Source organism: Microbulbifer mixtoriginis (SeqCode), from assembly GCF_052466865.1.
The window spans coordinates 2,407,726-2,422,238 of sequence record NZ_CP174293.1; the positions used below are offsets into that span (position 1 = coordinate 2,407,726).

Below are 14,513 nucleotides of genomic sequence, written 5' to 3' on the forward strand. Positions count from 1 at the left end.
GGAAGTTTTTGTGAAAAAATATATTTGCGTTTTTTTGTTGTTCTTTATTTCTCAAATCGCTATGGCGGATACAACTACGCCTCCAATTACCATTAAAAGTGTTGGGATAGGTTGGGGCTTGGCCGAGCTCTATATCGAGTCTAATGAAAATGTCATAGTGGAAGACTGTGCTTCTGCAAGATTGAAGGTCAGTTTAACTAACCCAATGTTTGATCATATTCTCTCCATAGCACTCTCCGCTTATCACACCAACTCGAAGGTGACCCTTAGGGTGAAAGGCTGTGATGGCAGCGATATGAATGCTGTCTCTATAAGAGTGTCCGAAGACGTTTAAGGTTTGCGGTAATGATAGATGCAAAGGCAGTGGTAAAGACTAGCTCTGTTGCCGGCTGCCTATAAGCTAGGTAAGTCAATGAATTCTAATGACCCGATCAAGTTTATCAAGAGTTTATAATGTGGCTTTCCCTATAAGCACTAGGCGTTACTCCACCCCAACGCTTAAAAGCTTTTCCAAACGCACTCTCATCCGTGTACCCAAGCGCTACAGCGATTTCCAGGTTGGTTTTTTCCCCCTCTCTTAACCACTGCTTTGCATAATAGCTGCGTACCTCATCCTGTAATACACGGAAGCTAAGCTGTTCTTCTTGTAATTTTCGCGCTAGGTGCCTTGGGCTAAGGCAAAGGCGCTGTGCGACTTGCTCACGTGTTAAGTTTGGAGCTTGCTGCAGCAATAGGGTTACTTTCCGGTGCAGGGATTTCTTTGTAAGCGCCTGTAGGAGGGCTTCTGCCTTTGGCTTTAAGCAGGCCTCCACTTCTTTATCTGCGGCGATTAATGGCAGCGACAGATCTTTAGTGGGAAATTGGATTGCCGACACCTCTGCATTGAACTCTACGGGTATTTGTAACAGTGCCTGATAGCGTTGCTGCAGGGCAAGGCTAGGCGCAGGGTAGGCGAGTAGTAGTTTAAGGGGCTGAAACTTCCCGCCAGTTAAAATTCGGGTTTGCGCAATACAAGCAGCGAGCACCGTTTCTACTCGGATTTGCGCAAAATTCAGGAAGTTGGGGTGATAGCAGAGGTTTACCGAGAATGCATCGCGTCGCAGTTCAAAGTGCCCACCTTCGCCCAGCAGTGGGTGGTAACTAATCAATTGCTCTATCGCCTCTCCCAAATCTTTTTGCGTCATCAGCAGGTAACCCACTAGGCCGATTTGGTTGGCCTGCATGGCAAGCCCGAGCTTAATACCCAGTAGAGTGTCGGGGTAGCTATTGATTACCGACTCCCACAGCCGCTCCTGCAGATGAATAGAGATGCGTTCCTTCTGGTGTATTTGGGACAGGATTTTATTGGTTTCCCCCGGTATAGGGAGATCCATGCTGGCTAGAGCCTCTAGTAAAGCTTTGGTATAGCTCAGATTAACGCTTCTGGTGTCGGTCAAATCCATTATGAATGTCCCAAAATAACCAGTACCTGCCCGATAATGACGATCCTTAGGGTGTTTGTCACGATATATTCCTTCTGACACGTCTCTTAAACAAGTCATCAGGGAGGGGCAACTACCGTGAAACCTTACGCCGTAATTGGTGCCGGCCCTATGGGGCTTTGCACCGTTCGAAATTTACTCAAGCATGGTATTCCCTGTATCGGCTTTGAGTTGCACGGTGATGTGGGTGGCTTATGGGATATTGATAACCCCACCAGCACTATGTATGAGTCGGCCCACCTTATTTCCTCCAAGAAAATGACTGAATTCGCTGAGTTTCCGATGGGGGAGAGTGTTGCTGACTACCCAAGCCATCGGAAGATGCGGGATTACTTTTGCTCCTATGCGAGAGAATTTGGCCTTTACGGCCATTACGAGTTCGATACAGAAGTTTTGAGATGCGAGCGCAGTGGAGAAAACTGGCTGATTACCACTCGTAGAAAGTGGCAGGAAAGAACTCGGGAGTTTAGCGGATTACTCATTGCCAGCGGCACTTTGCACCACCCCAATCAACCCGCACTTCCAGGCCAATTTAGCGGGGAGTTGTTACATTCTGCACAATACCAGTCCTCTGAAATCTTTGCTGGAAAAAGAGTCCTGTTGATTGGTTGTGGCAACAGTGGAGCGGATATTGCTGTAGACGCAGTCCATAAAGCGAAAAGCGTTGATATCAGCCTGCGCCGAGGCTATTACTTTCTGCCGAAGTACATAGCCGGTAAGCCTATCGATCAGCTGGGCGGCAAGCTTCGGTTACCGCTCTTTGTTAAGCGGCGCCTTACAAAAGCGCTGGTCAAATTTTCTTTAGGCAGCCCATCTCAATATGGTTTGCCAGAGCCCAATTACCGACTCTTTGAATCCCACCCGGTAGTCAACTCCTTACTGCTGCATCATATTGGCCATGGCGATATCAACCCCAGGTCTGATATCAAATCGGTGCATGGGAATAAGGTGAAGTTCTCAGAGGGTGGATGTGGAGAATATGACCTGATCGTACAGGCCACCGGTTACAAGTTGCACTATCCGTTTATCGATAGCAGTGAACTGAACTGGAGTGGTTATGCACCGAGCCTGTATCTGAATGTATTTCACCCTGAATCCGATAACCTATTTATGATGGGTATGGTGGAGGCGGCTGGATTGGGATGGGAAGGGCGTAACAAGCAAGCAGAGCTTGTTGCCCTTTATATTCGCCAGTTAATTTCTGGTGCACCATCTGCTAGTAGATTTAGGAAAATCATTCAGCAGAGATCAGCAAATCGTGTAAACGGCGGTATGCATTATCTGGACCTTGAGCGCATGGCGTATTACGTACACAAAGACGCCTATTTAAAGGCACTCAGAACGCACAAGGCAGATTTACAAAAAGACCTGCTACCGCGAGAGGAGGTTTTTCATACAAATAGATCAGAAGCGACTTCCTGACAGGAGCCTCAGAATGAACAAGCGGGTTTTAATTACCGGGGCGGCGGGATATATCGGTCATCAGCTTGGGGAGCAATTGAGTAAGACTTTCCCTGTGATCGGGGTGGATATTCGAACTAGAGCCGCGCGTTTTCCCGTTCTGGCGCGGGATATTTGTGATAAAGACCTTGGCCAGTTTATTCAGGCGGAATCTATAACCCATGTGATTCATCTAGCCTCGGTAATGGCTGCGGGTCGTGATCATGCCGCTGAATACCGTATAGATGTGGAAGGCACAAGGAATATATTAGAGGCCTGTCTCTACGCTGGGGTTGAACATATCACTGTGACAAGTAGCGGCGCCGCCTATGGTTATTATCCGGATAATCCACCCAGGCTCGAAGAGCATCATCCCTTGAGGGGGAATCCTGAATTTGGCTACTCCAATAACAAGCGTAAAGTAGAGGAGTTGCTGGCAGAATACCGTGAGCGGTATCCGTATCTCAAACAGCTGGTTTTTCGCGTGTCTTCTGTGTTGGGTGCAAAGACCAATAACAAAATCAGCGCACTTTTTAGCCGAAAAGTACTTCTGGATCCCGGTGGGCACAATTCCCCCTTTGTTTTTATCTGGGACCAGGATGTGATCCGCGCACTTACATTTGGTGTGAGTACTGGGGCGAGTGGCATATTCAATCTAACCGGTGATGGCAGTCTTAGCCCCAGGGAAATAGCTCAGACTCTGTCTAAGCCACTGGTAAGGCCACCAGTCTGGCTGATAAAAGCGGTTCTCTGGCTGGGTTACAGCCTCTACTTAACAGATACCCACCCAGACCATGTAGCCTTTTTGCAATACAGACCGGTATTGGATAACCGCCGCTTGAAAGAAGAGTTGGGCTTTATTCCGGAGAAGACTTCCAGAGAAGTCTTCCGCCTGTTTGCAGAAAAATCTCTCGGCATTGTAACGCTCTCCAGTAAATCGCCCTTGCTTGTGGAGGATAGTTGAAATGGTCACAAATCAGTCGGAAAATTTACAGAAGACTTTTGTGATTACTGGGGCAGCTGGAGGCTTGGGCTGGGCGATTACCCTGTGCCTTGCAAAAAAATATAGAGCTGAATTTGTTCTGGTTGATATTTCCACCGAAAAACTTCGCCAAAGAGAGGCCCAGCTTAGGGCTCTCGATGTTCGAGTCAGAATATATACCGTTGATCTATCAAATTATTTGGCCGTAGAGGAGCTGGTTGAATCCTTACGGAATGAGTACTCGAGAGTTGATCTGCTGGTAAACAATGCCGGCATTACACACCGAAGCCTCTCTACACAAACGTCCAGCGCGGTTAATCGTAAGGTGATGGCGGTGAATTACCATGCACCGGTAGAGCTTACTCAAGGTATGTTTGCGGAGCTTAAAGCGGCCTCTGGCTGTGTGGTGAATATCAGTTCAATGGCGGGATGGATGCCGGTATTGGGGCGCGCGGGCTATTGCGCAGCCAAGAGTGCATTGCACCAGTATTTCGAGGTATTCCGTGAGGAAGTTCGGAACGATGGAGTTAGTGTATTAATGGTTTACCCAAGTTTCCTGGCTACAACGATTGAGCAGAACGCTTTAGCTGGAGATGGTGGGCAGGCCAAGCACCAAAGGAGCACCGTGGGAGCAGTGCGTAGCCCTGAGTGGATGGCCAATCAGATTATGACGGCATTGGAAAAGGGCAGGGAGCGTTGGTTTCCGAAAGATATAAGCCTGATTGGAGCCTACTTGTACAGGCTGGCCCCGATGACCTTTCTCAAACAATTAAGAAGGCGCTTTCGTATGGAGCTAGGTACAACTCCCTAAGGTACAGCTCCCTAGTGGGAGCACTCTAGGACGCTGAGTGAACTATAGCTAGAGAGGAAAATCTTTAAAATAGGCCATTTATAATACAGCTATTGAGTTAACTGCTTCATTCCTACCCTTAATTTCTATTTTTATAGACACGAGTTAGCTTTAGGTGCTACTATCCTGATAGCTGGTATAAACGCCCAGTTTTTATTTTAGTTCAACTCGTAGTTTTAGTCATAATCCTTCGTTCTGTCTCTTTTAAATTCTCAGTTTTTGCCCGCTCGACCAACAGGTCAACTATGATCAATTTATTTTCTCAGGATATTTATTATGTCTAACACAACGACTGGTACTGTTAAGTGGTTTGATGAAGCCAAAGGTTTTGGTTTTATTGCACAAAAATCCGGCCCCGATGTTTTTGCACACTTCAGCAATATTGCCAGCAGTGGCTTTAAAACATTGCAGGAAGGGCAAGCTGTAGAATTTACAGTGACCCAGGGTGCCAAGGGCCCTCAGGCAGAAAATATTATTTGCCTTTAATTTTTAAGTCTTATTGCTTTTTAGTGATGGCTTGTTTGTCGCCCTTTCGAGTTTTGCTCGTAAGGGCGATATCGTATAAATTGTATATATAGTTTATGCTATTTCTTCAAGTAGCCAATCAAGAAACACACTAACCTGCTCGTTATTTATATTACGGCCTGGGATTACTGCGTAGTATGAAAGCCCTTCAGCCTTTTGCTTTATAGCTGCGCTTTTATACGGCACCAACCATTCGTTCTGTAAGGCATTCTGAATCAGTAGGGAGCTGACTAATGCAATCCCCTGGCTCGCTAGTGCGGCTTGTATGACATGATACTCCTGATCATATTGACGAATGGTAAGGTTTTTATTGAAGTCGCCAAGTAAGGATTTCCAACTGAGTGGGGTTAAAGAATGGTTGATCCACTTGGTTTCTAATAGCTGCGCCTGCTTGAGATCGGTTATGTTTGATAAGTAGTTCCGCGTAGCATACATACCCACTGATTCAGTAATAAGCTTTGTGGTATTTTTGGCTTTTGGATCAAATTCACCGTAGCGAATAGCTATATCAATGTGTCGGTCGCGCTCAATATCATCTATCTGTTCACCGGTCGAAATGGATATCTCGATACCAGGATGCTTCTGATAAAAGCGCTCCAGGTGGGGAACCAGCCACAGAGCCGCAAAAGATGAAGTTGTACTGACAGCAATCACACGATTTGAGTTAGCGATTTCACCTATTGCTGCGGCAAGTTGCTGAAAAGCTCGTGAAGTTGTTTCTGCGAGTAGCCTTCCTTCTTCTGTTAATTGTATTGCGCGGGTTTTACGCTCAAACAGCTGGCTGCCTAGCGTTTCTTCCAGGCTTTTTATCTGATGTGATACTGCTGTAGGGGTAATAAAGAGTTCCTCCGAAGCTTTCTTAAAGCTACCGAGCCTCGCAGCTGCATCAAAAACCTTTAAGGAATTGAGGGAGGGTAGGTTTGGATACATGGACTACTCTTCCTTATAGATGAAATTAATTCATCTATAAGGAGAAATATCTCATTTGTCAAGAATGCTTATAGACTGCACTATCGCTGGACCAAATGATGAATTTTTCGAGGTCTAGTAGATGAAAACCCTTCTTCATATTGAAGCCAGCGCTCAGCTTTTTGGGGCTATTCAGGTACCAGAGGAGTATAGGGACATACCAAAACACTCCTCTATCTCCAAGGCCGTTGCCGCAAGTTTTGTGAAGCGTTGGCTTGGGCTAAGACCAAAAGATAAACTCATCTATAGGGATGTTGGCCAGACCCCGCCAGGGTTCATTTCCCAGGACTGGATTGCCTCTGTATTCACTCCAGAAGATCAGCGTAGTGAAGAGCAAAAATCGTTGGTTACATTATCGGATACTTTGATCAATGAACTCGACCAGGCGGATGTCATAGTAATGTCCTCCCCAATGTATAACTACGGTATGCCGGCGGCTTTAAAAGCCTGGTTCGACCAGGTGATACGCATCAACAAGACCTTCACCTTTGACTTGGCCCGTGGAGACTATCCGCTTGAGCCCATTATGTCGGGGAAGGTTCTGGTGCTAATTACTTCTGCCGGAGAGTTTGGCTTTGCAGAGGGGGGAATACGCGAGAACATGAATCACTTGGGTCCTCATATCAGGACACTGAGCCATTACCTGGGGGTCGATCAGGTATATGAAATCAATGCGGAATTCCAGGAATTTGCGGATGAACGGCATCGAAATTCGGTAAACCAGGCCTTGTTGCAAAGTCAGTCATTGGCCGAAGAGCTTGCGACTAAACTCAAAAGTCAACTTACTCACTCTCATTCAACGCAGCCCAAAGCGCTCGCCCTAAGAAAGCAAAGTATTGCTCAAATACAAGATTGAACTGCTGGCGCTGGTGCCCTATCGGGAAGAGGCCAAGCTAGGCCTCTTTACTGACCTTTAAGCCCGCCATCAGAAGAGTCATAAAAAGAAGATGTCCTTGGCCGACCATCGATTCTATTTCGTCCCCCAAATTTTTTAGCTCTATGAAATAAACTTCAGGGTTTGGTCAAGCGCTTGCTCAGTATTACAGCGTTGCACCTCTAAATGATGAACGCCATTGTTGTGAAGCTTCTCCTGAATTTGAGCTAGCTCCTCATCACTGGTGAGGTGAGGATGTCTGGTAAGGCGTACTTGTATTGCTGTTCCCGCCTCGACGAGTAGCTCTACACATTGCCAGGGTGCGGTACCGCTACCATCCACCCCGGTAATGGCTGGGTAATTTTCCGGTAACGCTTTTATATCCAGCCCAACCCAGTCCAAACTGGGGATCAAGTGACTCAGTTTCCGAGGGTAGATCCCGGCAGTATGTAAACCTATCCTGAACCCCAGGCTTCGGGCTTGGGCAATGGCGGCTTCCAGTGCCCCCTGGGCAGTTGGCTCTCCGCCAGAAAATACCACCGCATCCAGCAGTCCTTTCCGGCTGGCTAGAAACTCCAATATCTGGTCCCAGTCGTACGCACTGGGCGCGCGGGCCGGCAACAGGTCACCATTATGGCAGTAGCGGCAACGCCATGGGCATCCCTGGCAAAAGACCACCGCGGCCAATTCACCAGGGAAGTCGATAGCGGTAAATGGTGTAAAACCGCCTACGCGCAGCTTTTCAGCCATAGCTATTTGTCACTACCAGCAACAAAAAAGCGGCGTTCTCTGTGTTCCGATTGTTTGCCTGGATTCCAGAAGGAGACCGGGCGGTGATAGCCCATCACCCGACTCCAGACTTCACAGCGGGTGCGCTCTTCATTTTTGAGTGGTGAGGTTGGTTTATTCATGATGTCTCTCCTTGATGGTTGGTTTTAATTGCTGCAGCAAGATTGCTCACGAGCGAGCAGGGCCTCATCGCAGCGGGGACAGAATTCGTGCTCGCCGCTCAGGTAGCCGTGTACTGGGCATATAGAAAAGCTTGGAGTTACTGTGATATAGGGCAGCCGGTAATTTTTCAGGGCGCGCTGTAATAAGCGGCGGCAGCTATCGGCATCTGGTAGTTGTTCGCCCAGGTAAAGGTGCAGCACAGTGCCACCGGTATAACGGGATTGTAGGGATTCCTGCCGGGCCAACGCTTCGAAAGGGTCATCGGTAAAGCCGACTGGCAGCTGGGATGAGTTGGTATAATAAGGTGCTTCCGCGCTGCCTGCCTGAATAATATCCTCATAGCGCTTTTGGTCTTCGCGGGCAAAACGGTAAGTAGTTCCCTCAGCGGGTGTTGCTTCGAGATTATAGAGGTGGCCGGTTTGTTCCTGGAACTCTGTCATTCGCAAACGAATATGGTCGAGCAACTGCTCGGCCAGTTGTTTACCAGGCTCTGTGACGATACTTTCACGGTCGTCGCTAAAGTTTCGCAGCATTTCATTAATGCCATTAACTCCAATGGTGGAGAAGTGATTACGCAAAGTGCCAAGATAGCGACGTGTATAGGGAAACAGGCCGGCATCCATATGCCGCTGGATCACTTTTCGTTTCACTTCCAGGGAATCCCGTGCAAGTAGCAGCAGTTTATCTAACTGGGTGAGGAGGAGATCCCAGTTTCCTTTATACAAATAGCCCAGGCGTGCACAGTTGATCGTTACTACTCCGAGAGAGCCGGTCTGTTCCGCGGAGCCAAATAATCCATTGCCACGTTTAAGCAGCTCTCGCAGGTCCAGTTGTAGGCGACAGCACATGGAGCGCACCATGTTTGGACTGAGGTCTGAGTTAATAAAGTTTTGGAAGTAGGGCAGTCCATAGCGGGCAGTCATGGCAAATAGCCGCTCCGCATTTTCGCTCTCCCAGGGAAAGTCCTCACTGATATTGTAAGTTGGAATTGGGAAAGTGAAGACCCTGCCGCGCGCGTCCCCCTCGCTCATCACCTCAATATAGGCGCGGTTTATCAGGTCCATTTCCACCTGCAGGTCACCATAAGTGAATGGCATTTCTTTGCCGGCAATCACCGGCACCTGGTCTTGCAAGTCTTGAGGACAAACCCAATCGAAAGTGAGGTTGGTAAAGGGAGTCTGGGTGCCCCAGCGGGATGGCACATTCAGGTTAAAAATCAGCTCCTGCATGCACTGGCGTACGCTGGCGTAATCCAGCTGATCCTTGCGTACAAAGGGTGCGAGATAAGTATCGAAGGAGCTAAATGCCTGGGCTCCAGCCCATTCGTTTTGCAATGTGCCAAGAAAGTTAACGATCTGCCCAACTGCACTGGTCAAGTGGGCGGGCGGTGCCGACTCCACTTTGCCAGGAACTCCATTCAGCCCTTCGTGCAGCAGGGTACGCAGTGACCAACCGGCGCAATAGCCGGCTAACATATCCAAGTCATGGATGTGTAAATCACCATCCCGGTGGGCTGCACCAATCTCCGGGGAATAGACATGATTTAGCCAGTAATTGGCAATCATTTTACCGGCACTATTTAAAATCAGGCCGCCGAGGGAGTAGCCCTGGTTGGCATTGGCAGCGACACGCCAATCTGCCTGCTCCAGATATTCTTCAATGGAAGCCCCAACATCTACCAGAGTTTGTCGATCATTGCGAATGCGCGCATGTCGCTCCCGATAGGCGATGTAGGCCCGAGCAGTATTATATAATCGCAATTGATTAATATTTGCTCGGCAATATTTTGGATTTCCTCAATATCGACTGGTGTCACAGCATCAAAGCGATGATTAATCACCTTCAAGATGCCCTGGGTTAGCCAATCAACTTCATCTTCACCAAATTCACCAGTTACTTGTCCTGCGCGTATCAACGCCGAAGTAATTCGTTGTGGGTCAAAAGCCACAGCGCGACCATCCCGCTTTCGCACCAGAAAACTGCTTAGGTTTTGAGTAGGAGATGCGTCACTGTCAATTTCTGGGGTAGAGGTACTGGTCATGGGCTTTCCTTCACAGATTGTGAGGGAAGGTTATAGAAGTGCAAGAGAGGAGCGCTTGATCTGGATCACTATATATGGTGTCTACTGATAACTTTTAGCACATTATATTGTATCCATTGGCTGGGGTGCCTAGCTGAAAAATATTGTGTCTTCAAGATGTCGGCACTGGGGTAATGGGGGTAAGGGTATAGGATTTTCAGGTAGTTCGTATAAGAAACAATCTATTTGGTACTTGGCGCTAGATATCGATATGTCATTGATATTTTCATATCAAGTGATTGGCACTATTAGAAAATGATTAGAATGCAGAGCCTTTGCTCTTTCTGAGGGGCTTTAAGGATGTTATTTTTATGTCAATATTTTATTTGGCTTCATTTTTTCAAAAACCAAATATGATAATTATGCGAGTTTTCTTGGAGGGGGTAGTAGATATGCCTGGTTGTGATTTGGGGAGTGTCAGTGAAATTTGGTGATGCGGTTAGACGTGTGGCTTTAGCCTTCATTCGAGAAAAACAGTTACCCGAAAGTGTTTGGTATGGAGATCGTATCGATTTCACATTTACCTCATTGTTTTGGGGAGCGCTTTTGCTTTCAGCCTCAATTGTACTTTCCCCATTAATTTGGATACTTCTCCAGCCCGTGCTTTATTTTATATCCCAGGATATATCTAATCCTGTGGAGAGATGGCTCTGGCTTCTTCTGCTAGTTGTATTTATGGTAATTGTTAGGGTGCTTGATAGCTTTGTTCGGAAGGCAGATAGGAAGCTTAGAATTTCATATGATGACTTGGGTTTGGGAGAAAAATTGATCTATTGGTTGGCTTCATTAGCTGCATTCAGTTGGATGTTTTCTCCTGGATTGGTAACAACTATGGATAGACTGTTTACAATGTTATTATGTATGTGGTATGTCTTTTTTTGTTCTATTCTTGCCGGTATGTTTTAGAGAAGTAGTCGCGATCAGGTATGTTCACTAGCTGCCTTGGTTGTTAAGGAATGGAGAATTGGAGCTAAAATAATTAGGGTCAGAGTAAAATATTTACACCAAATTATACTTTTCCATTAAGTGGATGAGCAGAATTCCCAGTTGCCGCCCACAGCTTGCTAGCCCCATCCAGCAGCTGAAAAACCTTTATCTTTGCAGCAGCTAAAGAAAGCAACTCAAAAATAAAAATAAACCTCCACTAATTGACCTCAGTGAGAAAAAGATCGTTCTCCTGGTTCTATTGGCCATCTCTTGTTTGTTACAGATAGGAAGTGGAACGGCGAGAGAGTAGGTGTTGCTGAAGCCTGGGTTGCTGCGTGAGAAATAAAAAATCGCTCAAAAATAACTGCTGTAGATTGATCCAGGCTTAGCAGAAAATGGCAGAAAGAAAGCCTCGACAATCTCAAAAGCCGCACCCCAGTGCTTTCGCACCTTTATACAGGCCAAGCCCACAGCCTCTGTTAATCCCGGCGGTTGCCTAAGGCAAGTTTCACCAATATATCTGAAAAAGAGCTTGTGCCCAAAGGGAAATTCTATTCGATGAAATTTAAACCTGGATATCTATAGATTAGAGAGCTGAAGTCCAAACCATATTTTGTTTTTGCATGCACTTTCGTGGAACCGATCATGAGGAGAAAGAGGGGGCTATTAATAAAGAGTGATACTTATTCCATTGATAGTTGAATCATACTCCAAACTATCCCCTTTTCCTTATGAGCCAATCCGATTTGAAATTTCCTTCAAACGAATAACCTGCTGAACATAGAGTGGTAATGCAGATACCTTCCCAATAAAGTCGAAAACGTACATTAACAGGGCAACGATCAATCCATAGTTCACTAGGCCCCCATCGATTGCCGCTATGGGAGCGTAAACAAACAAAGCGACTATGCCAGCCCACAATATAAAGTAAGTACCTGTTTCCAGGTCGCTCAATTCAATATTCCACCGCATAAGACGCCGGAAGTGGGCTTTTGCGTGCTCAACATTTGGCTGTTTAATCGCATCAACCTGATATTCCAGCTCATTATTATAAGATTCATTCAGCTGGTAATTGGTATTCCCGATTACGCAATAGATCAGGGTAATCAGAGCTAGGAGAGCCAGGCAAGCGAGAAAGATATTGAGATTGATGGCGCTAATAATAATGAGTAACCCCACCGTGCCAATAGTAACGGTAATAATTTCCGGTAGGCTGTTTTCAAAAAATTCGACTATTTCAGTTAATAAACTAGAGCGCGCAGTAATAGTCGATACGGACTGCTTCTTTGCTTTTTCACGGGCTACCATTTCCGAAGTAACTACTTGATAAATATGTGCGTAGACTCTGGTATCGTAAAATCTTCGGGCGCTTCCTATAAGAATAGAAATGCTACCTAAGGTTGCCAATAAATAAATGCCATCATAGGACTGTTCTAATAGACTATTGATAGCCCAGCCGATGGCAAGTGGAAAAAGTAGTTCGAGGAGTGTTTCAATAACCACTAGCGATAGGGTCAGAGATACTCGCCACTTAAATCGGGTAAAAATCGAAAGTAAAGAATGTTTGTGCTTGCCTTTCGTATAATCATCATCTGTTGATTTTGAAACAGTGGTAACTGGCTGAGTCATTTAACAACACTCTCAATGGTTAACGAGCAACGCCATTGCAAAATGTGTGAAACGCTAAATCGGCCAGCGTATCGTGATCTATGGACTCTGCATTTTTTGTTAGCCAGGATGTATAAAGCAGGCCCTCTACCAGGTTTACCACCCAGGAAGTAGGAAGTTTCTTGGACAGGCTGCCTTCAGATTTTGCGTATTCCACCAGTGTAGCGATTTCACTCTCTTGTTTCTCATAGATAGCGGTGAGCTCTGGGTCATCTTCATTAAAGTCTCCCAACTTCATTAAAAACTCCATTTCGGCCGACAGCGGAAAAATCGCTTTAAACATCAGGTGGAAGGCTTGCAGAGCCGATTCAGCCTCGCTTTCCAAGTGTTCGGTCGCTTTATCAAATGCCTCCAGGCAGTGAATCGCAACCGCCTTAATCAGCTTTTCTCTCGTGTCATAAAGACGGTAAAGGGTAGTGCGCCCAACTCCGGCCGCCCGGGCAATATCGCTAAAGGATGCCTCCCTATTTTTGCTCAGGAGTTCCATACCTGCCTTCATGATCGCAGTTTGTGACTTCTGAATACGCGCATCTAGGTGATCAGTCATGGAGTTATTACCCGAACTTTATGGAACATACTTGTATCATAATGCCTTGCGAGTTATGGTGCAAGTGTGTTCCATAAATTGTAAGTTGTCTAGGCATGATGAAAATTGCGGGAATCTGGTTAAAGCGGCGGGCTGCAGGTATTGCTGCCACCAGCTTGCTGGTCTTGGTGGGGCTGTGGCTTATGGTTGAGCAACAGCCAGCAGCCATGGTGGAGAAGCCCAAAGAGTTTGGCCTTACTGTTACTGTCGTGGAGGCAGTACCGGCGGATGCTCAGCTTGAAGTCAAAACAACAGGCATAACACAACCCCGCTGGGCGACTGAAGTTATCGCCTCAGTCAGCGGGCGTGTCACCCATATTGCTAACCACGCAATGCCGGGCAATCTCATTAGGAAAGGAGAAATACTGGCGTCGCTACAGGATACTTTTTATCAGGCTGAGCTCAGTGCTGCTCAAGCCAGAGTGTCAGAGGCTGAACTCAACTTGGCCGAGATACTCACGCGTCAATACGTGGCAAAACGAGGGGATAAAGCGAAGTCATCATTTGGCCGACTGGAGCCGCATGTCAAAGCCGCAGAGGCAAATCGAGAAGCGGCGAAGGGAGCTCTCGCATCCTCACAGCAGAGGTTGGCTGATACACAAATTAAAGCGCCTTTTGACTCGGTGATTATTGCCGATTTAATCCATCCTGGCCAATGGATAAATGAGGGGGATGTACTCTTTCGAGTAGCAGCCAGTGAGTACCTGGATATCCAAGTTGAGCTTTCTGAGCAGACTTGGCAGCGGTTAAACGGCCTTCAGCAAGATCCCTGCAAAATCACTATAGAGGCGCCTGACGGACAACAATGGCAGGCCTCGGTCCGTTACCTAAGCCCAATCATGGATGCGGACACCCGCCAGCGCAGCCTTATGTTGCAAGTGGCTAACCCCTTTCAGCGCGAAATTCCCTTGCTCGCCGATCAGCAGGTTGATGTAGTGTTTGGAGGCAACACGCAGAGCTATGTTGTCAGTGCACCAGCATCGGTTCTTACAGAAGATGGGAAAGTATGGAGCGTTTCTGAACAATCACTCCTTTTGGAAGAGATAGAGCTACTGGATATGCGGCCGGATTCGGTTCTATTTCGTTACAAGAATCGACCCCACCAGAATCGTCAACTTATTCGCTTTCCTTTGACCAACTTTGTAGAAGGTCAAGCGGTTGCAATGACTATCCACTAAGG

General features: G+C 46.9%; 14 protein-coding genes and 1 pseudogene. 8 read left to right on the forward strand and 7 right to left on the reverse strand.

The features are described from left to right. Positions 1-10: 10 nt before the first annotated feature. Positions 11-334, forward strand: a complete 324-nt coding sequence (locus tag ACJJJA_RS11035) for a hypothetical protein (protein WP_444904611.1) — start codon at positions 11-13, stop codon at positions 332-334. A gap of 106 nt (positions 335-440) precedes the next feature. Here the strand turns inward: ACJJJA_RS11035 and ACJJJA_RS11040 are convergent, their stop codons facing one another. Further along, positions 441-1,442, reverse strand: coding sequence for an AraC family transcriptional regulator (locus ACJJJA_RS11040; protein ID WP_444904612.1), 1,002 nt, complete (start codon positions 1,440-1,442; stop codon positions 441-443). A gap of 117 nt (positions 1,443-1,559) precedes the next feature. On the opposite strand from ACJJJA_RS11040, the gene ACJJJA_RS11045 reads away from it, so the two are divergent. The 4 genes from ACJJJA_RS11045 to ACJJJA_RS11060 all read left to right on the forward strand — a co-directional run bounded on the left by ACJJJA_RS11045 (position 1,560) and on the right by ACJJJA_RS11060 (position 5,239). After that, positions 1,560-2,903: a flavin-containing monooxygenase gene (locus ACJJJA_RS11045; protein WP_444904613.1), complete on the forward strand. Its 1,344-nt coding sequence runs from the start codon at positions 1,560-1,562 to the stop codon at positions 2,901-2,903. 13 nt (positions 2,904-2,916) lie between these two features. Beyond that, positions 2,917-3,885 (forward strand): SDR family oxidoreductase, encoded by a 969-nt coding sequence (locus ACJJJA_RS11050; RefSeq protein ID WP_444904614.1) that lies wholly within the window; start codon positions 2,917-2,919, stop codon positions 3,883-3,885. 1 nt (position 3,886) lies between these two features. Then, entirely contained in the window at positions 3,887-4,714 is an 828-nt protein-coding gene (locus ACJJJA_RS11055) for an SDR family NAD(P)-dependent oxidoreductase (protein WP_444904615.1), read from the forward strand. A 315-nt stretch (positions 4,715-5,029) separates the two neighbouring features. Then, entirely contained in the window at positions 5,030-5,239 is a 210-nt protein-coding gene (locus tag ACJJJA_RS11060) for a cold-shock protein (protein ID WP_020412807.1), read from the forward strand. A 93-nt stretch (positions 5,240-5,332) separates the two neighbouring features. Here the strand turns inward: ACJJJA_RS11060 and ACJJJA_RS11065 are convergent, their stop codons facing one another. Continuing rightward, a complete protein-coding gene (locus tag ACJJJA_RS11065; protein WP_444904616.1) occupies positions 5,333-6,208 on the reverse strand; it encodes a LysR family transcriptional regulator in 876 nt (291 codons plus the stop codon). Between the two features lie 121 nt (positions 6,209-6,329). On the opposite strand from ACJJJA_RS11065, the gene ACJJJA_RS11070 reads away from it, so the two are divergent. Next, positions 6,330-7,103, forward strand: a complete 774-nt coding sequence (locus tag ACJJJA_RS11070) for an FMN-dependent NADH-azoreductase (RefSeq protein ID WP_444904617.1) — start codon at positions 6,330-6,332, stop codon at positions 7,101-7,103. A 141-nt stretch (positions 7,104-7,244) separates the two neighbouring features. Here the strand turns inward: ACJJJA_RS11070 and ACJJJA_RS11075 are convergent, their stop codons facing one another. From ACJJJA_RS11075 to ACJJJA_RS11085, 3 genes and pseudogenes are all read right to left on the reverse strand, one after another. After that, positions 7,245-7,871, reverse strand: coding sequence for an anaerobic ribonucleoside-triphosphate reductase activating protein (locus tag ACJJJA_RS11075; RefSeq protein WP_444904618.1), 627 nt, complete (start codon positions 7,869-7,871; stop codon positions 7,245-7,247). 2 nt (positions 7,872-7,873) lie between these two features. Next, positions 7,874-9,832, reverse strand: a pseudogene (locus tag ACJJJA_RS11080) (ribonucleoside triphosphate reductase). Continuing rightward, a complete protein-coding gene (locus ACJJJA_RS11085) occupies positions 9,748-10,113 on the reverse strand; it encodes an ATP cone domain-containing protein (RefSeq protein WP_444904619.1) in 366 nt (121 codons plus the stop codon). Before ACJJJA_RS11085 ends, ACJJJA_RS11080 begins: the two are co-directional and overlap by 85 nt. 459 nt (positions 10,114-10,572) lie before the next feature. On the opposite strand from ACJJJA_RS11085, the gene ACJJJA_RS11090 reads away from it, so the two are divergent. Further along, a complete protein-coding gene (locus ACJJJA_RS11090; protein WP_444904620.1) occupies positions 10,573-11,058 on the forward strand; it encodes a hypothetical protein in 486 nt (161 codons plus the stop codon). A gap of 750 nt (positions 11,059-11,808) precedes the next feature. Here ACJJJA_RS11090 and ACJJJA_RS11095 read toward each other — a convergent pair. After that, entirely contained in the window at positions 11,809-12,708 is a 900-nt protein-coding gene (locus ACJJJA_RS11095) for an ABC transporter six-transmembrane domain-containing protein (RefSeq protein WP_444904621.1), read from the reverse strand. A gap of 19 nt (positions 12,709-12,727) precedes the next feature. Further along, the gene (locus tag ACJJJA_RS11100) at positions 12,728-13,294 is read right to left on the reverse strand and encodes a TetR/AcrR family transcriptional regulator (protein ID WP_444904622.1); all 567 of its coding nucleotides are present in this window, start codon (positions 13,292-13,294) and stop codon (positions 12,728-12,730) included. 95 nt (positions 13,295-13,389) lie between these two features. On the opposite strand from ACJJJA_RS11100, the gene ACJJJA_RS11105 reads away from it, so the two are divergent. Continuing rightward, the gene (locus tag ACJJJA_RS11105) at positions 13,390-14,511 is read left to right on the forward strand and encodes an efflux RND transporter periplasmic adaptor subunit (protein WP_444904623.1); all 1,122 of its coding nucleotides are present in this window, start codon (positions 13,390-13,392) and stop codon (positions 14,509-14,511) included. Positions 14,512-14,513 lie beyond the last annotated feature (2 nt).

Coding starts and splice junctions, on each gene's coding strand:
- ACJJJA_RS11055 (WP_444904615.1), top strand. CDS start 3,887: ATGGTCACAAATCAGTCGGAAAATTTACAGAAGACTTTTGTGATTACT.
- ACJJJA_RS11095 (WP_444904621.1), bottom strand. CDS start 12,708: ATGACTCAGCCAGTTACCACTGTTTCAAAATCAACAGATGATGATTAT.
- ACJJJA_RS11070 (WP_444904617.1), top strand. CDS start 6,330: ATGAAAACCCTTCTTCATATTGAAGCCAGCGCTCAGCTTTTTGGGGCT.
- ACJJJA_RS11060 (WP_020412807.1), top strand. CDS start 5,030: ATGTCTAACACAACGACTGGTACTGTTAAGTGGTTTGATGAAGCCAAA.
- ACJJJA_RS11075 (WP_444904618.1), bottom strand. CDS start 7,871: ATGGCTGAAAAGCTGCGCGTAGGCGGTTTTACACCATTTACCGCTATC.
- ACJJJA_RS11085 (WP_444904619.1), bottom strand. CDS start 10,113: ATGACCAGTACCTCTACCCCAGAAATTGACAGTGACGCATCTCCTACT.
- ACJJJA_RS11040 (WP_444904612.1), bottom strand. CDS start 1,442: ATGGATTTGACCGACACCAGAAGCGTTAATCTGAGCTATACCAAAGCT.
- ACJJJA_RS11100 (WP_444904622.1), bottom strand. CDS start 13,294: ATGACTGATCACCTAGATGCGCGTATTCAGAAGTCACAAACTGCGATC.
- ACJJJA_RS11065 (WP_444904616.1), bottom strand. CDS start 6,208: ATGTATCCAAACCTACCCTCCCTCAATTCCTTAAAGGTTTTTGATGCA.
- ACJJJA_RS11105 (WP_444904623.1), top strand. CDS start 13,390: ATGATGAAAATTGCGGGAATCTGGTTAAAGCGGCGGGCTGCAGGTATT.
- ACJJJA_RS11050 (WP_444904614.1), top strand. CDS start 2,917: ATGAACAAGCGGGTTTTAATTACCGGGGCGGCGGGATATATCGGTCAT.